Source organism: Ornithinimicrobium sp. CNJ-824, from assembly GCF_001942405.1.
GTDB lineage: Bacteria > Actinomycetota > Actinomycetes > Actinomycetales > Dermatophilaceae > Ornithinicoccus > Ornithinicoccus kibberensis.
In genome coordinates, this window is record NZ_MKKA01000055.1 from 53717 (window position 1) to 74862 (window position 21146).

Genomic DNA, 21146 nt, shown 5'->3' on the forward strand with positions numbered 1-21146 from the left:
AGATCGGCCGATGTCGTTGACCGTGGGACGACGCGGCGTGGACTGTGATCTCCATGTTTGCCAACAGAGCCATCCCGACATCGGTGGTCGAGGACCCGCAGTGGGTCACCGACATCGAGACCACGGTCGACAGCGCCTTCACCAGCGTGACGAAGTGGTCCGGCGAGATCATCTTCTTCACCCTCCCCGGGATCCCGCAGATGCCCTTCGTGGTGATGTGGCTGATCGCGGCCGCGATCATCATCACCCTCTACCTGGGCTTCATCCAGTTCCGAGGCCTGAAGACCGCGTACGAGACGATCCGCGGCCGCTACTCCAGCGAGGACGACCCCGGCGAGATCCCGCACTACCAGGCCCTGACCTCGGCCGTCTCCGGCACCGTCGGCCTGGGCAACATCGCCGGCGTCGGTGCGGCGGTCACCCTGGGTGGCCCGGGCGCCACCTTCTGGATGATCCTGGCCGGCCTGTTCGGGATGGCGACGAAGTTCGCCGAGTGCACCCTGGGCGTGAAGTACCGCGAGATCCGCGAGGACGGCACCGTCTCCGGCGGCCCGTTCAAGTACCTGCCCGTCGCCTTCGACAAGCTGCCCAAGGTCCTCTCGGTCGGGCTCACCGGCCTTTTCGCCTTCGCCATCCTCTTCTTCGGCGTCGGCGGCGGCAACATGTTCCAGGCCAACCAGACCTACTCGCAGGCCGTCACGGTCCTCGACCCCGACGGCACCGGCTGGCTGTCCTCCACGACCGGCGCCTGGTGTTCGGGATCGTCCTGGCCGCAATCATCGGCGCGGTCATCATCGGCGGGATGAAGTCCATCGGCCGGGTCACCTCGACGCTGGTGCCGCTCATGGGTGGCATCTACATCCTGGCCTGCCTCGTGGTCATCCTCACCAACCTGGGCAACGTCATCCCCGCCTTCGGCGAGATCCTCTCCGGGGCGTTCACGCCCGAGGGCGTCACCGGCGGCTTCGTCGGCGCGCTGGTCGTCGGCCTGACCCGTTCGGCCTTCTCCAACGAGGCCGGCCTGGGCTCGGCCCCGATCGCGCACTCCACCGTCAAGACCCGTCGCCCGGTCTCCGAGGGCTTCGTCGCGATGTTCGAGCCGTTCATCGACACGGTCGTGATCTGCACCATGACCGCGCTGACGATCGTCATCGCCGACACGACCTTCTACAACGACGCGCGTGACTTCACCTTCGAGGACGGGGACCGCTACGACCCCGACTACGGTGTCTCCGGCGTGGCGATCACCTCGAGCGCGTTCGGCGAGCAGATCAGCTGGTTCCCCGCCGTGCTGGCCGTGGCCGTGGCGCTGTTCGCCATCTCTACGCTCATCACCTGGTCCTACTACGGCCAGAAGGCGTGGAACTACCTGTTCGGCGACACGCACACCTCGACGACGATCTACCGCTTCGTGTTCCTGTTCTTCACCATCTCGGGCACGCTGCTGACCTTCGGCCAGGTGCTGGCGTTCGCGGACAATTTCCTGTTCGTCTGCGCCTTCGTCAACCTGCTGGGCGTCTACATGCTGCTGCCGGTCATCAAGAAGGAGATGAACGACTACCTGGCCGACCGCAAGAGCGGCCTGCTGGCCGAGCTGGGCCTGCCGGACGCCGAGAAGACCCGGCCGATCTCCGAGCTGGCCGGTGAGAACCAGATCCTCGACGCCTCCGGCCGCAACCGGGTCGCTGCGGGTGTCTCCGCCGAGGACCTGCGCGCCAGCACCGGCGCGAAGATCAACGAGGAGGGCGCCCACCACATCGTCACGGGCGACCCGGACGACGACGGCTTCGGCCTGGGCGCCGCGACCGACCCCTACCCGCCGCCGCACCTGCGGCGCAAGGGGCGGCACGAGCAGGTGGCGGACCCGGACGACAACGGCTTCGGCCGCGGCGGGGCCACCACGCCGACCGAGCCGCCCCACCGCCAGCCGCGGGGCCGCCACGAGGCGGACGGCGACCCGGACGTCCACCCGGACGTCGACGGCGACCCGCGCACCTGACCCACAGGGCCGCGGACGACCCGCACCACCGGCGAGGGGCCGGGAGCACATGCTCCCGGCCCCTCGTCGTGCGTCCGGCCTCGGGATCGCGGCCGGCGGGCGTGCCCGGCCCCGGCGGCCGCTCAGGCGACCCCGCGTCCGGGGTTCATGACCCCCAGGGGGTCGAAGAGCGCCTTGACGGCCCGCTGCCGTCCCACCTCGGCCGGGCCGAGCTCCTCCGCCAGCCACGGCACCTTGAGCGACCCCACGCCGTGCTCCCCGGTCAACGTCCCCCCCAGCTCCCACGTCGCCCGGACCACGTCGTCGAAGGCCCGCTCGGCCGCCGCACGGCTCGCCGGGTCGTCCCGGTCGTAGAACAGCGACGGGTGCAGGTTGCCGTCGCCCGCGTGGCCGGCGCACGTCGTCTCGATCCCGTGCCGCTGCCCGATGCGGTGCACCGCGGCCACCAGGTCCCCGAGGCGCCCCACCGGCACGCACACGTCCTCGATGATCCGGTCCCCGCGCCGGTCCAGCGCGGGGTTGAGCACCCGGCGTCCCTCGAGCAGCAGGTCGGCCTCGGCACGGTCCTCGGCCACGGCCACCTCGGTGGCGCCCGCGGCCGCCAGCGCCACGGCATACCCCTGCACGTCCTCCGCCGCGTGGCCGGGCCGGTCGGACTGGACGAGCAGCACCCCGGCGGCGTCGGCGGGGTAGCCGTAGTCGCCGTAGGCCTGGACCGCGGCGACGCTCGGCCCGTCCAGCAGCTCCACCAGGCTGGGGGTATGGCGCTGCTCCCGCAGGGCGGCGACGCCCGCCACGGTGCGCTCCAGGGTGGGGAAGACCGCGAGCACGGTCAGCGCCGGGTCGCCGAGCGGGACGAGTCGCAGCACCGCCTCGGTGACCACGCCGAGGGTCCCCTCCGAGCCGACGAACAGCCCGGTGAGGTCGTAGCCGGCGACCCCCTTGGCCGTGCGGCGGCCGGTGCGCAGCACCTCGCCCCCCGGCAGCACGACCTCCAGGCCGCGGACGTAGTCGGCCGTCACGCCGTACTTGACGCAGCACAGGCCCCCGGCGTTGGTCGCGACGTTGCCGCCGATGGTGCACATCGAGGCGCTCGCCGGGTCCGGCGGGTAGGCCAGGCCGTGCTCGGCCGCCGCCAGCTTCAGGTCCGCGTTGACCACGCCCGGGCCGACGACCGCGATCCGCTCGACGGGGTCGACCAGCAGGTCGGTCATCGCCGCGGTCGAGAGCACGATGCCGCCGGCCAGCGCCTCGGCCGCCCCCGTCGTGGCGGTGCGCGCCCCCTGGGGCACGACCGGCACCCGGTGCTGCGCGGCATACCGGAGCGTGGTGGCGACGTCGTCCCTGGAGCGGGCCCGCACCACGGTGAACCGGTCACCGGGCAGCGCCTCCGCCTGCGGCGACGCGTCGACGGCGAAGCCGGCCGCGATCTGCGGGTCGCTCACCACGCGGTCGCCCAGCAGCTCCCGGAGGGCGTCGGGGGAGGAGGTCATGCACTCGAGCCTACGAGGCGGGCGCGGCCGGGGGCGGCGCCGACCGACGGTCGGCCGGCAGGGGCCGGCCTGTGGACGACCGCTCCCGCCGGACCCGGTCCGGGAGCATCCTGGGCCGATGACGGTGGATGCCTGGAGCGAGGTCGCCCTGCCCCTGCTGACGGGCCAGGAGGGCGTGGCCACGAGCGCCCAGCTGCGGGAGCGGGGCGTGCGGGCACCGACCCTCAGTGCCTGGGTGGCCGACGGGCGGCTCGTCCGTCTCCGCCGGAACGTGCTCGTGGACGGGCAACGGTGGCAGGAGTCACCGCCGTGGGAGCGTCACCGGCTCCGGGCCCACGGGGTGATGATGGCCTGGTCCGGCGTCGAGGTCGCCCTCAGCCACCAGAGCGCCCTCGCCGTCCTCGACCTGGCGATCTACGGCACGGACGACCTGGTCCACGTCGTCGGCGTCGGCCCTCGCCGGTGGAAGACGCGCACGGGGATCATCCAGCACGCGGGCTTGCTCCCGGGCGGCTCGTGCGCGTGGACGGCGTCCCGTGCGTGCGGCCCGAGGTGGCCTGCCTCCAGGTGGCGTCGACCTTCGGCGTCGAGGCCGGTCTGGTCGCGGCGGACTCGGCGCTGCGCGAGGGCGCGTGCAACCGGGCCGACCTCGAGGGCCTGCGCTGCTGGTCGGCGCTGGGCCGGGGCCGTCCGGCCGCCGGGGTCGTCGTCGACCGGGCCGACGGACGTCACGAGTCGGCCGGCGAGTCCAGGACCGGCTGGCTGCTGCACCGCCTGGGCCTGGTGGCGGTTCCGCAGGTCAGGATCACCGACGAGCGTGGCGGGTTCGTGGCGCGGGTGGACTTCCTGCTGGAGGGGGACAGGGTGGTCGTGGAGTTCGACGGGCTGGCCAAGTACGGCCGGGCCGGGGACCTGGCCGCCGAGAAGCTGCGGGAGGACCGGCTGCGGGAGCTCGGCTACGAGGTGGTCCGGCTGACCTGGGCGGACCTGGACCGGCCCGACGTCGTCCGGGCGAAGGTGGAGGCGGCCTGCCGACGGGCACGGGCCCGCCGCACCGCGGGCTCCCGCTGAGCAGACCCCCCGAACTGCGGCCAGACACCCCAAATATCTAGGGTCTCGCCTCCGTTTCGGGGGTCTCACGCGCGGGGAGTCCCTCCGGGCGACGAGATCCCACCGCCTGCCGGTCCGGAGGCAGGCCTCGCCGGGCCGAGCCGCTACCATGGGGCGAACAGGCGTCCGAGCCGTCATCAGCGGCGAGCCTCCGGCAGAACAGCCCCGGCACCCCGGCCGGGAGCCCACTAGACCCGGACGGGTAGGCCCGTCACAGCCGTCACGAAGCGGCGCGTCACGACCCGGCAGGACCGGGGCGGCGCGCAAGCGAGTGGTACCGCGGTGCCGACCGGGCGCATCCCCGGACGGGCGTCGTCCTCGGACTTGGACCGACACGACGACCCGCCGCACCACCAAGGAGCCACGACCCATGGCCTACCCGCTCACCAGCACCTCCGGAGCCGCGCTGACCAGCTCGCCGAGCTTCCCGGAGATCGAGCAGGCCGTCCTGGCCTACTGGCGCGAGCACGACACCTTCGTCCGCAGCGTCGAGCAGCGCGACGCGGGGGAGAACGGCGAGAACGAGTTCGTCTTCTACGACGGGCCCCCGTTCGCCAACGGGCTGCCGCACTACGGCCACCTGCTCACCGGCTACGTCAAGGACGTCGTCCCCCGCTACCAGACGATGCGCGGCCGCCGGGTCGAGCGCCGCTTCGGCTGGGACACCCACGGGCTGCCGGCCGAGCTGGAGGCGATGAGCCAGCTGGGCATCAAGACCAAGGACGAGATCCTCGAGCTGGGCATCGAGACCTTCAACGACAAGTGCCGCGAGTCGGTGCTGAAGTACACCAACGACTGGCAGGACTACGTCACCCGCCAGGCCCGCTGGGTCGACTTCGACAACGACTACAAGACGCTCAACGTCGACTACATGGAGTCGGTGCTGTGGGCGTTCAAGAGCCTGCACGACAAGGGCCTGGTCTACGAGGGCTTCCGGGTGCTGCCCTACTGCTGGAACGACCAGACCCCGCTGTCCAACCACGAGCTGCGGATGGACGAGGAGGTCTACCAGGTGCGCCGGGACCCGGCCGTCACCGTCGGCCTGCGGATCCTGCCGCAGGAGGGGTATGCCGCGTCCGCCGCTGCGGGCGGGGACGTCGCCGAGGACGTCCTCGCCGGGGCCCTGGCCCTGGTGTGGACGACGACCCCGTGGACCCTGCCGTCCAACCTGGCGATCATGGTCGGCGAGGACATCGACTACGTCGTCGTCGAGAGCGACTTCACCGGACGGCCCGAGCGCTACGTCCTCGCCGAGGCGAGGCTGGCGGCATACGCCCGCGAGCTGGGGGAGGAGCCGACCGTCGTCGCCCGGACGACCGGCGCCGAGCTGGCCGGCCGCTCCTACGTGCCCCCGTTCTCCTACTACCAGGGCTGGACGAACGCCCACCGGCTCGTCACCGCCGAGTTCGTCACCACCACCGACGGCTCCGGGCTGGTGCACACCGCCGGGGCGTTCGGCGAGGACGACAAGGTGGTCACCGACCGCGAGGACATCGAGGCGGTCATGCCGGTCGGCGCCGACGGGTGCTTCACCGCCCCGGTGGAGGAGTACGCCGGGATGCTGGTCTTCGACGCCAACGCCCCGATCATCGACCACCTCAAGGCGGCCACCCGCAACCAGGCGCCCGGGGCCGAGCAGCACGACCGGGGCGCGGTCACCGAGGGCACCGTCCTGCTGCGCCGCGAGGCCTACGACCACTCCTACCCGCACTGCTGGCGCTGCCGCGAGCCCCTGATCTACAAGGGCGTCTCCTCCTGGTTCGTGGAGGTGACGAAGTTCAAGGACGACATGCTGCGCACCAACGAGCAGATCACCTGGGTGCCCGAGCACGTCAAGCACGGCCAGTTCGGCAAGTGGCTGGAGAACGCCCGTGACTGGTCGATCTCGCGCAACCGGTTCTGGGGCAGCCCGATCCCGGTGTGGGTCTCCGACGACCCGGCCCACCCCCGGGTCGACGTCTACGGCTCGCTCGCCGAGCTGGAGGCCGACTTCGGCCGCCTGCCGCGCAACCGGGCCGGCGAGGTCGACCTGCACCGGCCGTTCATCGACGAGCTGACCCGGCCCAACCCGGACGACCCGACGGGGCACAGCACCATGCGCCGGGTCGAGGACGTGCTCGACGTCTGGTTCGACTCCGGCTCAATGTCCTACGCCCAGGTGCACCACCCGTTCGAGAACGCCGACTGGTTCGAGCACCACTTCCCGGCCGACTTCATCGTGGAGTACATCGGCCAGACCCGCGGCTGGTTCTACACCCTGCACATCCTGGCCACGGCGCTGTTCGACCGCCCTGCGTTCAGCGCCTGCATCAGCCACGGCATCGTGCTGGGCAACGACGGGCAGAAGATGTCCAAGTCGCTGAAGAACTACCCCGACGTGCGCGACGTGTTCAACCGCGACGGCGCCGACGCGATGCGCTGGTTCCTCATGTCCAGCCCGATCCTGCGCGGCGGCAACCTCGTCGTCACCGAGGAGGGTATCCGCGACGGGGTGCGCCAGGTGCTCATCCCGCTGTGGAACGCGTGGTACTTCTTCGGGCTCTACGCGAACGCCGCCGGCTACGAGGCCCGCTGGTCCACGGCCTCGACCGACCCGATGGACCGCTACATCCTGGCCAAGACCCGCGACCTGGTCGTCGAGGTGGAGACCGCCCAGGACCGGTTCGACATCGCCGGGGCCGCCGACGCGGTCCGTGCGTTCGTCGACGTGCTGACCAACTGGTACATCCGCCGCTCCCGCGACCGTTTCTGGTCCGACGACCAGGCCGCTTTCGACACGCTCTACACCGTGCTCGAGGTGCTCTGCCGCGTCGCCGCGCCCCTGCTGCCGCTCACCACCGAGGAGGTATGGCGTGGGCTCACCGGGGGCGAGTCGGTCCACCTCACCGACTGGCCCGCGGCGTCGGACCTGCCCGAGGACTCCGAGCTGGTGCAGTCGATGGACACCGTCCGCGAGGTGTGCTCGGCGACCCTGTCCCTGCGCAAGGCCGAGCAGCTGCGGGTGCGCCTGCCGCTGGCGTCGCTGACCGTGGCGACCGCGCACGCCGAGGGGCTGCGCGACCTGGCCGGGATCGTGCGGGACGAGGTCAACGTGCGCGAGGTGCAGGTCCTGGACGTCGCGGACCCGGCGACGGATCTGTCGACCTTCGGCGTCGAGCAGCGGCTGACCGTCAACGCCCGGGCGGCCGGGCCCCGGCTGGGGCGCGACGTGCAGACTGCCATCAAGGGGTCCAAGTCCGGCGACTGGTCGGTCGCCGAGGACGGCACCGTCACCGCCGGCGGGCTGCCGCTGGTCGAGGGGGAGTACACCCTGGAGACCGTCGTCGACGAGGCCGCCGACGGGGGCTCGAGGGCGACGGCGATGCTGCGCGGCCACGGCGGCGGCTTCGTCGTGCTCGACACCGGCGTCACCGAGGACCTGGCCCGCGAGGGCCTGGCCCGCGACCTGGTCCGGGCGGTCCAGGGCGCCCGCAAGGACGCCGGCCTGCAGATCACCGACCGGATCAGCCTGACCGTCGTCGGCGACGACGACGTCTGGGCCGCCGCGACCGAGCACCAGCGCCTCGTCATGGACGAGACCCTGGCGGTCCAGTTCGGTGCGGCCGGTGCGGGGACGCCGTTGCCCCGTCCGCCGAAGCACGGCCTCGGCGGTGGCAGCGACCCCGACGGGGGCACCCAGCCGCGGATCGTGTCGCACACGGCCGAGGCCACCCTCGATGGCGGCCGCACCGTCGAGCTGCTCATCACCAAGGTGGAGGCGCGATGACCGGCGACGACCAGTTCTTCGAGGGCAACGAGCTGCCGCTCGACCCCGGTGCCGCGGCGCCCCGCACCGCCGCCCGCCGGCCCGGTGCCGCCGAGCCGGTCGACCCCGAGCTGACCGCGCGCTACGCGCAGGTGGTCGAGGAGATCCTCGCCCGCACCCCCGAGCACATGCCCGAGCCGACCCTGCACCGGGTCGCACGCGTGATGGAGCTGATGGGCGACCCGCAGCGGGCCTACCCGATGATTCACCTCACCGGCACCAACGGGAAGACCTCCACCACCCGGATCATCGAGCGGATCCTGCGGGAGATGGGGCTGCGCACCGGCCGGTTCACCAGCCCGCACCTGCACGACATGCGCGAGCGGATCTCCCTGGACGGGGAGCCGATCGGGATCGAGGCCTTCCTCGCCGCCTACGACGACGTCATGCCGTTCGTGGAGATGGTGGACCGGGAGAGCATGGGGTCGACGGCTCCCGAACGGCAGGTGCGGATGACCTACTTCGAGGTCGTCGTCTGCCTGGCGTTCGCCGCCTTCGCCGACGCACCGGTCGACGTGGCCGTCGTCGAGGTGGGCCTGGGCGGGGTGTGGGACGCCACCTCCGTGGCCGACGGGACCGTCGCGGTCGTCACCCCCATCTCGCTGGACCACACCCGCCTGCTCGGCTCCACGGTCGAGGAGATCGCCACCGAGAAGGCCGGCATCATCAAGCCCGGGGCGATCGCCGTCGTCGGCGTCCAGGAGCCCGAGGCGATGACCGTCCTCACCGACCGGGCCGAGGAGGTCGGGGCCGACCTGCGCACCGAGGGGGTCAGCTTCGGGGTGCTGGCCCGCGAGGTCGGCGTCGGCGGCCAGCAGGTCTCGCTGCGCGGTCTGGCGGGCGACTACCAGGACCTGTTCCTGCCGCTGTTCGGCGCCCACCAGGTGCACAACGCCGCGATGGCCGTCGCGGCCGTCGAGGCGTTCGTGGGCGGTGGCGAGCAGCACATCACCGACGAGGTGCTGCGGGGCGGGCTGGCCGGGGTGACCTCGCCCGGGCGGCTGGAGATCGTCCGGCGGTCCCCGACGGTCCTCGTCGACGCGGCGCACAACCCGGCGGGGGCGGCGGCGCTGGGCGAGGCCCTGCGGGAGTCGTTCACCTTCACCCGGCTCGTCGGGCTGCTGGCCGTCCTGGAGGACAAGGACGCCGAGGCGATGGTCCAGCAGCTCGAGCCGGTGCTCGACCACGTCGTCGTCACCCGCACCTCCTCGCCCCGGGCGATCCGGCCCGCCCGGCTCGGCGAGCTGGTCGCCGCCTACTTCGGCCAGGACCGGGTCACCGTCGTCGAGGACCTCCCCGAGGCCCTTGACGTGGCCGCCGGCCTGTCCGACGAGGGCGGCGTCGGCGGCGCGGTGCTGGCCACCGGGTCGGTGACGACCGCCGCGGAGGTGCGCGAGCTCCTGGGCGTCACCAGCAGCTGAGCCGGGAGCAGCTGAGCCGGGCCGACCCGGCGCGGCCGTGGGTCAGTGGTCCCCGCCGTGGTCGGCGTCCTCGGTGGACCCGTCCCCGCCGCCGTCCTGCTCCGCCGCACCGCCCTCGGCGCCCGCCAACCAGGCGGAGACGTCCTCGCGCGGCTCGGCGTCCCGCTCGGCCAGCATCCGTGTCATCAGCGTGATCTCGCCCGCCTGGGCGTCGACCATCCGCTGCGCGGCGGCCCGCACGTCCTCGTCCGCGGCCAGGTCGAGGGCGGCCTGCGCCATCTCGACACCGGCGATGTGGTGGGTGGTCATCAGCTGCAGGTAGAGCACCTCGGCCTCCTGCCCCTGCGCCCGGGTGAGCTCCTCGATCTCGCTGGGGGAGGCCATCCCGGGCATCGGGACCCCGGCCGGCAGGTCGGTCACGTCGTGACCGTCGCCGTGCCCGGCCATCCAGTCCATCCGCTCGCCCGGCCGCGCCCGGGGCAGGTCCCACTGCGCCAGCCAGCCGGCCATCATGCCGCGCTCGAAGTTCTGGTTGTTGTCGATGTCGACCGCCAGGCGGCGCACGTCCTCGTCCTCGGTGCGCTGCATGACCAGCTGCGACATCTGCACCGCCTGCGCGTGGTGCTCGCTCATGTCGCGGGCGAAGCCGGCCTCGGCGCTGCCCTCCCCGGGCCGGCCGGCGCCGAAGGCCAGCCATCCCAGCAGCACCCCCAGGCACAGGGCCGCCACGGTCACCGCGGCCAGGGCCGGCGCCCCGAAGGTGCGCCAGCGCTCGCGGGCAGCGGCCCGTCCACGGGCCGTCCCGCCCCCCGTGGCCGGCGCGGCCGGCTCCCCGGTCGTCGGCCCGCCCCCGGGGGTCGTCACGACCCGGCCACCAGGTTCTCGGTGGTGCCGCCGGTGCAGGCGGCGCCCGGCTCGGGGGTCTGCGGGCCCTGCTTGTAGTCGCCGATGAACCGCGTCAGGTCGCCCCGGTCGGCCTCCTCCAGCGTCATCTGGTGGCCCCAGGCCGTGGCGACCACGGCGGCGTCCTGGTCGGGGTTGGGCGAGACCAGCATGTAGTCCTGCCGGCCCAGGTCCGTGAGCACCTCGACCTGGTCCGCGGGCAGGTCGGGGGAGTAGGTCAGCCAGACCGCCCCGTGCTCCAGGGAGTGCACGGCGTGCTCGGCCGGCACCGGGTCGTCGTAGACGCCGCAGTTCCACCAGGCCGGGTGGTGCGGACCGCCGACGGGTGGCTGCTCCTCGTAGGTCACCGGCTCGGTGGTGTGGTCGGCCGCCTGGTACTCGTAGGCCTGCACGGGCAGCCGGTCGCCGACGATCGCCCAGGTCACCGCGCCCACGATGAGCGCCACCACGAGGGCCGCCGACCCCCAGATGACGGCGCCGCGACGACGCTCGGCCGAGGCGGTGGCCTGCTGGATCCTGGCCACCTTGGCGGCGCGGTCGGGAGAGCTGCTGCGGTCTGGTCTGGGCACGGTGGTCGCTCCTGGTCGGCGCGGGTCGGGCTGTCGGTGCACAGGGTAGGGGGTGTGCCTGACAACGGCCTGCGCGTCGCGGGCCCCAGCGCCTGGACGCCGTCCGGACCGTGCGCCGTGGAGAGGCACCCGTCCGGCTCTGGGAGAATCTCCCGGTGACCTCCCCCCGACCCAGCCTGCTGCGACCGCCCGTGCCCGGCCCGATGACCCGTCGGCTCTGCGGCGCCACCCTGGTCGCCCAGGCGGTCTCGGTGTTCTTCGGAGCCTCGTGGTCTGGCAGCTGGCCAGGGTCACCGGCGGGCCGCGTCCCGCGGACCCGGCCGTCCTCCTGGGCGGCGGGATCGGGCTGGCGCTGCTGTGCCTCGTGGCCGCCGGGGCGCTGCGCTCCAGGGCGGGCGTGTGGCTGGGCTGGGCCTGCCAGCTGCTCACCCTGGCCAGCGCCCTCGTCCTGCCCGCGATGGCCGTCGTCGCCGTGCTCTTCGGCGGGCTGTGGTGGCTCTGCCTGACCCAGGGCCAGCGGATCGACGCCGACCGGGCCCGCTGGGCCGCCGAGGCCGGGCAGGCCCCCGGGCCGGAGGGGACCGCCGCGGGATGACCGCCGCACCCTCCGCGCGACCGGCGCGCGCGCCGCATACCCCCTCGTCCGGCCCCGACCGACCCCGCCAGGAGCACCTGTGGACCTGCTGACCGCGATCGCCCTGGGCCTCGTCCAGGGCCTGACCGAGTTCCTCCCGATCTCCTCCAGCGCCCACGTCTCCATCGCCGGGCGGTTCCTGGGCGTGGACGACCCGGGCGCGGCGTTCACCGCGATCAGCCAGCTGGGCACCGAGGCGGCAGTGCTCATCTACTTCCGCCGCGACATCGTCCGGATCGTGCAGCGGTGGACCGCGTCGCTGCTGGGCCGGGTCCCGCGCAACGACCCCGACGCGCTGCTCGGCTGGTGGGTCATCCTCGGCACCGTGCCGATCAGCGTCCTCGGGCTGGCCTTCCAGGACCGGATCGAGACCGGCCTGCGCAGCCTGTGGATCACCGCCACCATGCTGCTCGTCTTCGCCCTGGTCATCCTGGCCGCCGAGCGGGTCGGGAGGCAGCGACGCGAGCTGCACGAGCTGACCTGGCGGCACGGGCTGGCGTTCGGCCTCTGGCAGGCGCTGGCCCTCGTGCCCGGCGTCTCCCGCAGCGGCGGCACCATCGCCGGCGGCCTGTTCATGGGCTACACCCGCGAGGCCGCCGCCCGCTACTCCTTCCTGCTGGCGATCCCGGCCGTGCTCGCCTCCGGCGGTCTGCAGCTGGTCAAGGTCCTCACCGGCGACGCCGTCGGGTCGGGCACCGCCTGGGGGCCGATCGTCGTGGCCACCCTCATCGCCTTCGGCGTGGGGTATGCCGTGATCGCCTGGTTCATGCGCTACATCACCACGCACACCTTCACCCCGTTCATGGTCTACCGGATCGTGCTGGCGCTCGTGCTCTTCGCGCTCCTGGGGACGGGCGTCCTCCAGCCCTGACGGGGGGCCGGGGCGGCCGGTGCGCGCCGTTAGGCTGGGCGCGTGACCGAGACTCCGCAGACCGAACGCTCCCTCGTCCTCGTCAAGCCCGACGGCTACCGCCGCGGCCTCACCGGCGAGGTGCTGCGCCGGATCGAGGCCAAGGGCTACGCGCTGACGGCGCTCGCCGTCCTCACCCCGACCCGGGAGCAGCTGGCCGCCCACTACGCCGAGCACGAGGGCAAGCCGTTCTACGAGCCGCTGCTGGAGTTCATGTCCTCCGGCCCGGTGGCCGCCGCCGTCGTCGAGGGGCACGGCTGCATCGCCGGTTTCCGGTCCCTCGCCGGGGCCACCGACCCCACCGCCGCCGCGCCCGGCACGATCCGCGGGGACCTGGGCCGCGACTGGGGCACCCGCGTGCAGCAGAACATCGTGCACGGCTCGGACTCCCCGGAGTCGGCCGCCCGAGAGATCGACATCTGGTTCCCCGGGCTGGGCTGAGCCGGCCGTGCCCGCGTCCCCGCCCGACCCCGCGCGCGACTCCGCGTCCGAGGCCCTGAGCGACCTCGACCTGTCCGGGGCGCGCTGCAGCGACGCCGCCCGGGAGCGGCACGACCCGATGCTGGGCACCGCGCCCCCGCAGCGGCGGTTCCTGCTCGTCGAGCAGGAGGGCGGCTGGGCCTTCGACGGGTTCCCGTCCATGTCCCTGCCCGAGGACCTCAAGGCCGAGATCGTCGCCCGCGCCGAGGCCGCCGGGGCCCGGATCATGCTCATCCGGCGCCCCGGGCGGCACAGCTCGGCCGTCTGCCTCTCCCGCGCCTGGTGCGTCGTCGACCCCGCCGCGCCGTCGGACCGGCGGGTGACGTGGGGGACGTGGGCCTACCCGGCCGAGCTGCTCGGAGCGGTCGACCGGGTCGAGGAGCTGCACGCGGCGCAGGCGGCCGACGACGCCGGTCGTGTCGTCGTCCCGGACGAGGACCGGCTGATCCTCGTGTGCACCCACGGCCGCAAGGACGTGTGCTGCGCCCTCCGCGGCCGCCCGGTCGCCCTCGACCTCGCCCGGCGCTGGCCCGAGCAGGTGTGGGAGTGCACGCACACCGGCGGCGACCGGTTCGCGGCCAACGTCGTGCTGCTGCCCGACGGCGCGACCTACGGCGGGCTGGACACCCCGACGGCGGCCGACGTCGTGCAGGCCCACCTGGACGGTCGACCGGACACCGCCCACCTGCGCGGCGCCACCGGCCACCCCCGGGCCGTGCAGGCCGCCCTGGTCGCCGTCCACGAGCAGCTCGGGCCGTTCCCGTGGGGCTCGGTCGCGGTCGAGGACGCCACGGCGGTGGAGCCGACCGGGCAGGAGGTCGCCGCCCACCGGGTGACGCTGCGCCTGCCCGACGGGCGGCGCGCCCAGGTCGAGGTCGGCGAGCACCGCCGCCCCGCCGCCCGGCTCACCTGCCGCGCCACCGCGCCCAAGGAGTCCCAGGTCCCCGTGGCCGGTCCGGTCCGGGTCCTCGACGGCCCCGACGCCTCCTGACCCGGCCCTGTCTGCCGACCCGGCCACGCCTGCCGACCCGTCCGGCGGTCCCGCTGTCTACGATCCAACGGTGACCCCCGCCGCCGACCCCGCCGTCCGGACCCGGGGCCGCTGGGCGCCAGGGCGCGACCTGGCGGTCGACCTGGGCACGGCCACGACGCAGGTCCACGTGCGGGGCCGGGGCGTCGTGCTCGACGAGCCCACCGTCGCGGCCGTCGACGGCACGACCGGCCGGCTCGTCGCCGCGGGCGAGGACGCGCTGCGGATGCACGGGCGCACCCCCCAGGGCGTGCTGACGGTCCGCCCCCTCTCCGACGGCGTCGTCGCCGACGCCGAGGTCGCCGAGCAGCTGCTGCGCCACTTCGTCGACCGGGTCCGGCCCGGACGGCTGGTCCGGCCACGGGTCGTGGTCTGCGTGCCGTCGGCGGTGACCGGGGTGGAGCGCCGCGCCCTGGAGGACGCGGCCCTGCGGTGCGGCGCCCGCTCGGTGCACGTCGTCGAGGAGGTGGTCGCCGCCGCCATCGGCGCCGGGCTGCCGGTCGAGGACGCGCACGCCTCCATGGTGGTGGACATCGGCGGCGGCACCACCGACGTGGCCGTGCTCAGCCTCGGCGGCGTCGTCAACGCGCGCAGCGCCCGGATCGGCGGCGACGAGGTGGAGGAGGCCGTGGTCCGCGGCGTCCGCGAGACCTACGACCTGCTCCTGGGCGAACGCTCGGCGGCCGACGTCGTCCACCGCGTGGGCTCGGTGTGGCCCCTGGCCACCGAGCTCACCACCCGCGTGCGCGGCCGCGACCTCGGGACGGGGCTGCCCCGCACCGTCGAGCTGGGCAGCACCCAGGTGCGCCGGATGGTCGAACCGGTCACGGTGCAGACCGTCGAGGTGGTCCGCCAGGTGCTCGACGTCTGCCCGCCGGAGCTGGCCGGGGACCTCGTCGACGCCGGGGTCGTGCTCACCGGCGGCGGTGCACTGCTGCGCGGCTGGGCCGAGCGGCTGCGCCACGAGCTGGGCGTCCCCGTCCGGGTCGCCGACGAGCCCCGGCACGCCGTCGTGCGTGGTGCCGGGGCGTGCGTCGACGACCTCGCCGTCCTGCGCCGGGTGCTCGCCCGCGCCCCGGGCACGTGAGCCGCCGCAGGCGCGCGCCCGGGCAGGGGACACGTCCGCGGTCGGGTCGTCTCCTTCCGGCCACCGCGCTCGCCGCGACGCTGCTGACCGCGGGGGCCCTCGTCGTCGACCTCGCCCGGCCCCAGGCCCTGGAGTCGGTGCGCGACGTCGTCGCCGGGGCGACCGCGCCCGTGCGGCAGCTGGTGGCGGGCGAGGAGGGACGGGTCCGCACCCTGACGGCCGAGCGGGACGCGCTCGCGGCCGAGGTGGCCCGGCTGCGGGAGCAGGTGCGGCGCCACGAGCAGCTCGGCGAGCTGGACGACCGCGTCGTCGACGACGGCCACCGGCTGCTGCCCGCCCGGGTCGTCGGCTTCTCCCCGGCCACCTCCCCGGTCGGCGGGCGCACCGTGACGGTCGACGTCGGGCGCGACGACGGGGTGGGCACCGACCTGACGGTCGTGTCCGCCGACGGACTGGTCGGCCGGGTCCTGCGGGTCGCCGACGCCTCCGCCGACGTGCTCCTCGTCGCGACCCGGAGCGTCGTCGTCGGCGTGCGCTACGGCGCCGACGGGGCGCTGGGCAGCGTCACCGTCGACGCCCCGCCGGGTCTTCCCGCGCGGGAGCCCGGTCGGCTCACCCTCACCGCCCTCGGCGACCTCCCGCCGGTCGTCGGGGACGAGGTCAGCACGCTCGGCAGCCCGGACGACCGGCCCTACGTCGCCGGGGTGCCGCTCGGGGTCGTCGTGGCGGTGGACCCCGACCGGGGGCAGCTGGGCCGCACCGCGGTGGTGCGGCCGCACGTGGACACGGCCACCCTGGACCTCGTCGCGGTCGTGCTCCCCGACGGCGGAGGTCCGCGGTGAGCGCCACGGCGGACCAGGCCCAGGGCGCCCGGGCGGCCCGACCGCGCGGGCTGGCGGTCCCGGTGCGGGCGGTGCTGCTCCTGGTCGCCGCCCTCGTGGCCTCGAGCTGGCCCGCCGGCACGGCCCGGCCGGACCTGGTCGTGCTCGTCGTCGCGGCGGCCGCCCTGACGCGGGGGCCCGCCGCGGGGGTGCTCGTCGGCCTCGCCGGCGGCTGCTGCTCGACTGGTGCCGCCCGGGGCCGCCCCCGCCGGGGCCAGCGCCCTGGTGCTCGCCGCGGCCGGGGCGCTGGTCGGTCTGCTGCGGCCGTGTACGCGGCTGTCGCCGGTCGTGCCGTGGCTGCTCGCCGTGCTCGCCGCCGCGGTGCCGCCGCTGGTCCGCGGGGTGGCGGCCGCCGCCGGTGCGGGCGTCGCCCGGCCCCTGGACCTGCTCTCCTCGTGGTTCTGGACCGCCGCGGCCGCGGTCCTCCTCGTCCCCGCCCTCCTGGCGCTCGAGCGGCGCCTGGCCCCGGTCGAGGACGGGAGGGCCCGGTGAGCACCCCGGGCCGGCCGCCGGAGCCCGTCCGCCGGCGACGGCCCACGGTCCCGGTGCCCCGCCCCCAGGTCGCCCCGCCCCGGGTGCGTCGCCCGCCGACGACGGCCGGCGTCTGGGCGGTCGGGGCCGTCGTCGTGCTCATGGGCCTGGTGCTGCTCCTGCGGCTGGCCCAGCTGCAGCTCGCGGCGCCGGAGGAGGCCGCCGAGGCAGCCGCGGTCAGCACCCGTGAGGTGCACGTCCCCGCGGTCCGTGGCCGGATCCTCGCGGCCGACGGCACCCCGCTGGTCCGCAACGCCCCCTCGACGGTGGTCACGGTGGACCCGGCGATGCTGCTGGGGTCCGAGGACGAGGGCCGGGGGCTGGTCGTCGAGGTGGCCCGGGCGCTGGACCTGCCGGCCGACCAGCTGTGGGGCCGGACCCGCCTGTGCGGGACCGCCGACGCACCGCCCGTCCCGGCCTGCTTCTCGGGGTCCCCCTACCAGCCCGTCCCGCTCGCGCACGACGTCGACCCGGTGGCGGCGCTGGCGCTCCTGGAACGGCCCGAGGACTTCCCCGGCGTCGAGGTGCAGACGCTGCCGCTGCGCGACCATCCCGCGCCGGAGGGGGTCGGGGCGGCCCACGTGCTGGGCTACCTGGGCCGTCCGACCCAGGAGGAGGTGGACGCCTCGGACGGCCGGGTCGCCCCGGAGGACCGCGTCGGCCGCGCCGGGCTGGAGGCCGCCTACGACGAGGCCCTGCGGGGGGTCCCCGGCACCGTCACGGTCGCGGTCGACGCGCGCGGGGTGGTGACCGAGCAGCTGTCCCGCACCGACCCCGAGCCCGGGGCGGACGTGCGCACCCACCTGGACGTCGACGTCCAGGCGGCCGCCGAGCAGGCCCTGGCGGACGCGGTCGAGCAGGCCCGCGCGGACGGTGCCCCCGCCCGCTCGGCGGCCGCGGTGGTCATGGACCCCCGGGACGGGGCCGTGCGCGCGGCGGCGAGCTGGCCGACCTACGACCCGTCCGTGTGGACCCGCGACCTGTCCACCGCGGACTACCAGGCGCTCGTCGACCCCGAGCAGGGCGCACCCCTCGTCGACCGGACGCTGGCGCGGACCTTCCCGCCGGCGTCGACCTTCAAGGCCTTCACCCTCCTCGCCGCCCTGCAGACGGGGGTCGACGCCGACGCCCGGCACGCCTGCCCGGGGGCGGTGACCATCGCGGGCCAGCGGTTCACCAACTACCAGGCCGAGGAGTTCGGCCGGCTGACGCTGCCCGAGGTGGTCGAGGTCTCCTGCGACACCAGCTTCTACCGGTGGGCCTACGAGCACTGGCAGCAGCTCGGCGGGCTGGGGGCGGCCCCGGGGGAGGACCTCGACGCGGACGCCGCCGACCGGTTCCTCGCCGTCGCGCGCGGGTTCGGCATCGGGCGGCCGACCGGCGTGGACCTGCCGGGGGAGGCGACGGGCAACCTGCCTCGCGGGCCTGGAAGCAGCAGTACTGGGAGGCGACCCGGGAGGAGTCGTGCCGCCGGGCCGAGGACGGCTACCCCGAGGTGTCCGACCGCGAGCGCCGCGACTTCCTGGAGCAGCTGGCCCGGGAGAGCTGCACCGACGGCTGGCAGTGGCGCCCCGGCGACGCGGCCAACCTCTCGATCGGGCAGGGCGACGTGGCGGTCACCCCGCTCCAGCTGGCCGTCGGCTACGCGGCCGTCGCCAACGGGGGCCGGCTGGTCGCCCCCCGGGTGGGTGCCTCGCTCACCACGCCGGACGGGGAGGTGCTCGAGACCGTCGAGCCGGAGCGGACCGGCGCGGTCTCGGTCCCGGCGGCCGACCTGGCGGTCCTGCGGGAGGGGCTCGCCCGGGTGCCGGTCCGCGGGACCGCAGCGCAGGCCTTCCGCGGGTGGCCGCACGAGGACTATCCGGTCGCCGGCAAGACCGGGTCGGCGGAGGTCGTCGGGCAGACCTCGACCAGCTGGTTCGCCTCCTACGGGCCGGTGGAGGACCCCCGCCACGTCGTCGTGGTCCTCGTCGAGGAGGGTGGCCTGGGCGGCGACGCCGCGGCCCCGGCCGCCCGCCGGATCTGGGAGGCCCTGCGCCTGCGCGACGACGGGTGACGCGTCCCACGGTTTGCGACGGCATACCCCTGGGGGTATATTTGACGTATCGCACACCCACCCCCTTCCAAGGAGTGAACGCATGCTGCTCGAGCGCATCTACGACGAGGACCTCTCCCAGGCCAGCTACGTCATCGGCTGCCAGGCCCGCGGCGAGGCCATCGTCGTCGACGCCCGTCGCGACATCCAGACCTACCTCGACCTGGCCGCCAAGAACGGCATGACCATCGTGGCGGTCGCCGAGACCCACATCCACGCCGACTACCTGTCCGGCACCCGTGAGCTGGCCGCCGCCACCGGCGCCCAGATCTACGTCTCCGGCGAGGGCGGGGAGGACTGGCAGTACGGCTTCGAGGGGACCCGCCTGCACGACGGCGACACCATCACCCTCGGCAACATCACCGTCAAGGCCCTGCACACCCCCGGCCACACCCCGGAGCACCTGGTCTTCCTCGTGACCGACGGGGCCTTCACCGACCAGCCCGGCTACCTGCTCTCCGGCGACTTCGTCTTCTCCGGCGACCTGGGTCGCCCGGACCTGCTCGACGAGGCCGCCGGCGGCGTCGACACCCGCTTCGAGGGGGCCAGGCAGCTGTTCCGGTCCCTGCGGGAGAAGTTCCTCACCCTGCCCGACCACGTCCAGGTCTACCCGGCGCACGGCGCGGGCTCGGCCTGCGGCAAGGCCCTGGGCGCGCTGCCCTCGACCACGGTCGGCTACGAGCGTCTGTACGCCTGGTGGGCCCCCTACCTGGCCACCGACGACGAGCAGGGCTTCATCGACGAGCTGCTCGACGGGCAGCCCGACGCGCACGCCTACTTCGGCCGGATGAAGCGGCAGAACAAGCTCGGCCCGGCCGTCATGGGCGAGCGGGCCCCGCTGACCGAGCTGAGCACCGGGACCGTCCGCGCCGACCTCGAGGCCGACCGGATCACCCTGGTCGACACCCGCCCGGTCGAGGAGATCCTCGGCGGCACCGTGCCCGGCGCGCTGGCCATCCCGGCCCCGGACAAGGCCGCGACCTACGGCGGCTGGGCCTACGACCCCGAGTCCGACACCCGCCCGCTCGTCCTCCTCGCCCCCGACCAGGAGACGGCCCAGGGCATCTGGGACCACCTCGTGCGGGTCGGCGTCGACGACGTGACCGGCTACGTCACCTCCTTCGACGGGCTGCCCGTCGAGAAGCCGGCGACCGTGTCCCCGGCCGACCTGGACGGGATCGAGCCCGCGCTGCTCCTGGACGTGCGCAACCGCACCGAGCACTCCGAGGGCACCATCCCCGGGGCCGAGCAGCTGTCGGCCGGCAAGGTGCTCTGGCACCAGGACCGGCTGCCCCAGGACGGCACCATCGTGACGTTCTGCCAGTCGGGCGTGCGCAACTGCGTCGCGGCCTCCGCCCTGCGCCGCGCCGGGTTCGACGTCGTCGAGCTCGAGGGCAGCTACCAGGGCTGGCTGGACGAGCAGGCCCGCCGCGCCACGGTCGCCGGCTGACCCCGGAGGACCTCCCCCCTGCGCGCCGACCCGGCCGGGACCAGCTCCCGGCCGGGTCCGGCACGTGACCACCCAGAACACCCCGACCCGGGGCACCGTCCCCGGACCCACGGAAGGATCTTCGTGACCACCACCACCGACCAGACCACGACCGTCATCGACGCCGACACCCTCAAGGCGTGGTTCGACCGGCACGACGACGTCGTCGTCATCGACGTCCGCTCGGCCGCCGAGTTCGAGTCCCTGCACATCCGCGGCTCCTACAACGTGCCGCTCCAGCTGCTGTCCGAGCACACCCAGGACGTCGCCCAGCGCGTCGGCCGCCGCGTCGTGCTCGTCTGCCACTCCGGCGTGCGCGCCGAGCAGGCCCGGCAGCGCCTGCACGAGGTCGGCATGGACTCGGCGCTCGTGCTCGACGGCGGTGCGCCCGCCTTCGCCGCCGCCGGCGGCGACGTCGTCCGCGGCGAGCAGCGCTGGGCGATGGACCGCCAGGTGCGCATGGTCGACGGCACCCTGGTGACCACCGGCCTGCTGGCCGGCGAGCTGGTCTCGCCCAAGCTGCGCATGGTCGCCGGGGCCGTCGGCGCCGGCCTGGCCTTCTCGGCCGCCACCAACACCTGCGCCATGGGCGCGGCCCTGGCCAAGATGCCGTGGAACCGCGGCGCCCAGGACCCGGCGGCCCACGAGGCCATCGGCCAGCTGCCGACCCTCGGCTGACGACCCCGCCCGACCACCACCGGCCCCGCCC

The 21146-nt window shown here is 74.6% G+C and carries 18 protein-coding genes and 1 pseudogene; 16 read left to right on the plus strand and 3 right to left on the minus strand.

Annotation, left to right across the window (positions count from 1 at the left end):
* Nucleotides 1-53: 53 nt before the first annotated feature.
* The gene (locus tag BJF81_RS20410) at nt 54-806 is read left to right on the plus strand and encodes an alanine:cation symporter family protein (protein WP_269087338.1); all 753 of its coding nucleotides are present in this window, start codon (nt 54-56) and stop codon (nt 804-806) included.
* On the plus strand, nt 752-1999 hold the full coding sequence (locus BJF81_RS13195) for an alanine/glycine:cation symporter family protein (RefSeq protein WP_269087339.1): 1248 nt from the start codon (nt 752-754) through the stop codon (nt 1997-1999). Before BJF81_RS20410 ends, BJF81_RS13195 begins: the two co-directional genes overlap by 55 nt.
* A gap of 122 nt (nt 2000-2121) precedes the next feature.
* Here BJF81_RS13195 and BJF81_RS13200 read toward each other — a convergent pair whose 3' ends face one another.
* Nucleotides 2122-3492 carry an FAD-binding oxidoreductase gene (locus tag BJF81_RS13200; protein ID WP_075958730.1) on the minus strand — a complete coding sequence of 457 codons (1371 nt, stop codon included), beginning with the start codon at nt 3490-3492 and terminating at the stop codon, nt 2122-2124.
* 522 nt (nt 3493-4014) lie between these two features.
* Here BJF81_RS13200 and BJF81_RS13205 point away from each other — a divergent pair.
* The 3 genes from BJF81_RS13205 to BJF81_RS13215 all read left to right on the plus strand — a co-directional run bounded on the left by BJF81_RS13205 (nt 4015) and on the right by BJF81_RS13215 (nt 9828).
* Complete coding sequence (locus BJF81_RS13205; RefSeq protein ID WP_075958731.1) at nt 4015-4563, plus strand: DUF559 domain-containing protein; 549 nt, start codon at nt 4015-4017, stop codon at nt 4561-4563.
* 409 nt (nt 4564-4972) lie between these two features.
* Complete coding sequence (gene ileS, locus BJF81_RS13210; protein WP_075958732.1) at nt 4973-8368, plus strand: isoleucine--tRNA ligase; 3396 nt, start codon at nt 4973-4975, stop codon at nt 8366-8368.
* The gene (locus tag BJF81_RS13215) at nt 8365-9828 is read left to right on the plus strand and encodes a bifunctional folylpolyglutamate synthase/dihydrofolate synthase (RefSeq protein ID WP_075958733.1); all 1464 of its coding nucleotides are present in this window, start codon (nt 8365-8367) and stop codon (nt 9826-9828) included. Before ileS ends, BJF81_RS13215 begins: the two co-directional genes overlap by 4 nt.
* Before the next feature lie 42 nt (nt 9829-9870).
* On the opposite strand, the gene BJF81_RS13220 is transcribed toward BJF81_RS13215, so the two are convergent.
* Complete coding sequence (locus BJF81_RS13220) at nt 9871-10692, minus strand: DUF305 domain-containing protein (protein ID WP_075958734.1); 822 nt, start codon at nt 10690-10692, stop codon at nt 9871-9873.
* The gene (locus BJF81_RS13225) at nt 10689-11300 is read right to left on the minus strand and encodes a DUF3105 domain-containing protein (RefSeq protein ID WP_075958735.1); all 612 of its coding nucleotides are present in this window, start codon (nt 11298-11300) and stop codon (nt 10689-10691) included. Before BJF81_RS13225 ends, BJF81_RS13220 begins: the two co-directional genes overlap by 4 nt.
* A gap of 268 nt (nt 11301-11568) precedes the next feature.
* Here BJF81_RS13225 and BJF81_RS18120 point away from each other — a divergent pair, with 268 nt between their 5' ends.
* The 11 genes and pseudogenes from BJF81_RS18120 (at nt 11569) to BJF81_RS13285 (ending at nt 21115) form a co-directional block, all read left to right on the plus strand.
* Nucleotides 11569-11895: a DUF4233 domain-containing protein gene (locus tag BJF81_RS18120; protein ID WP_158068694.1), complete on the plus strand. Its 327-nt coding sequence runs from the start codon at nt 11569-11571 to the stop codon at nt 11893-11895.
* A 79-nt stretch (nt 11896-11974) separates the two neighbouring features.
* Entirely contained in the window at nt 11975-12805 is an 831-nt protein-coding gene (locus BJF81_RS13235; protein WP_075958736.1) for an undecaprenyl-diphosphate phosphatase, read from the plus strand.
* A gap of 42 nt (nt 12806-12847) precedes the next feature.
* A complete protein-coding gene (ndk, locus tag BJF81_RS13240; protein WP_075958737.1) occupies nt 12848-13285 on the plus strand; it encodes a nucleoside-diphosphate kinase in 438 nt (145 codons plus the stop codon).
* A 7-nt stretch (nt 13286-13292) separates the two neighbouring features.
* Nucleotides 13293-14315 carry a sucrase ferredoxin gene (locus tag BJF81_RS13245; RefSeq protein WP_083664226.1) on the plus strand — a complete coding sequence of 341 codons (1023 nt, stop codon included), beginning with the start codon at nt 13293-13295 and terminating at the stop codon, nt 14313-14315.
* A gap of 70 nt (nt 14316-14385) precedes the next feature.
* Nucleotides 14386-15441 carry a rod shape-determining protein gene (mreB, locus tag BJF81_RS13250; RefSeq protein WP_075958738.1) on the plus strand — a complete coding sequence of 352 codons (1056 nt, stop codon included), beginning with the start codon at nt 14386-14388 and terminating at the stop codon, nt 15439-15441.
* Nucleotides 15438-16283 carry a rod shape-determining protein MreC gene (mreC, locus tag BJF81_RS13255; protein ID WP_075958739.1) on the plus strand — a complete coding sequence of 282 codons (846 nt, stop codon included), beginning with the start codon at nt 15438-15440 and terminating at the stop codon, nt 16281-16283. The genes mreB and mreC overlap by 4 nt, the downstream gene beginning before the upstream one ends.
* A 225-nt stretch (nt 16284-16508) precedes the next feature.
* Nucleotides 16509-16814, plus strand: a complete 306-nt coding sequence (locus BJF81_RS13260) for a hypothetical protein (RefSeq protein WP_075958740.1) — start codon at nt 16509-16511, stop codon at nt 16812-16814.
* A 140-nt stretch (nt 16815-16954) separates the two neighbouring features.
* Nucleotides 16955-18214, plus strand: a pseudogene (locus BJF81_RS20415) (penicillin-binding transpeptidase domain-containing protein); the annotation flags it as partial.
* Nucleotides 18215-18462: 248 nt separating this feature from the next.
* Nucleotides 18463-18909, plus strand: a complete 447-nt coding sequence (locus BJF81_RS20420; protein ID WP_269087343.1) for a penicillin-binding transpeptidase domain-containing protein — start codon at nt 18463-18465, stop codon at nt 18907-18909.
* A gap of 82 nt (nt 18910-18991) precedes the next feature.
* The gene (locus BJF81_RS18700) at nt 18992-20398 is read left to right on the plus strand and encodes an MBL fold metallo-hydrolase (protein WP_075958836.1); all 1407 of its coding nucleotides are present in this window, start codon (nt 18992-18994) and stop codon (nt 20396-20398) included.
* Nucleotides 20399-20521: 123 nt separating this feature from the next.
* Entirely contained in the window at nt 20522-21115 is a 594-nt protein-coding gene (locus tag BJF81_RS13285; RefSeq protein ID WP_075958741.1) for a rhodanese-like domain-containing protein, read from the plus strand.
* The last annotated feature ends 31 nt before the right edge of the window (nt 21116-21146 follow it).

Bases quoted from the DNA above. Each gene is read 5' to 3' on its own strand.
- BJF81_RS13200 (WP_075958730.1), bottom strand. From the start codon at position 3,492: ATGACCTCCTCCCCCGACGCCCTCCGGGAGCTGCTGGGCGACCGCGTG.
- BJF81_RS18700 (WP_075958836.1), top strand. From the start codon at position 18,992: ATGCTGCTCGAGCGCATCTACGACGAGGACCTCTCCCAGGCCAGCTAC.
- BJF81_RS13215 (WP_075958733.1), top strand. From the start codon at position 8,365: ATGACCGGCGACGACCAGTTCTTCGAGGGCAACGAGCTGCCGCTCGAC.
- BJF81_RS20410 (WP_269087338.1), top strand. From the start codon at position 54: ATGTTTGCCAACAGAGCCATCCCGACATCGGTGGTCGAGGACCCGCAG.
- ileS (WP_075958732.1), top strand. From the start codon at position 4,973: ATGGCCTACCCGCTCACCAGCACCTCCGGAGCCGCGCTGACCAGCTCG.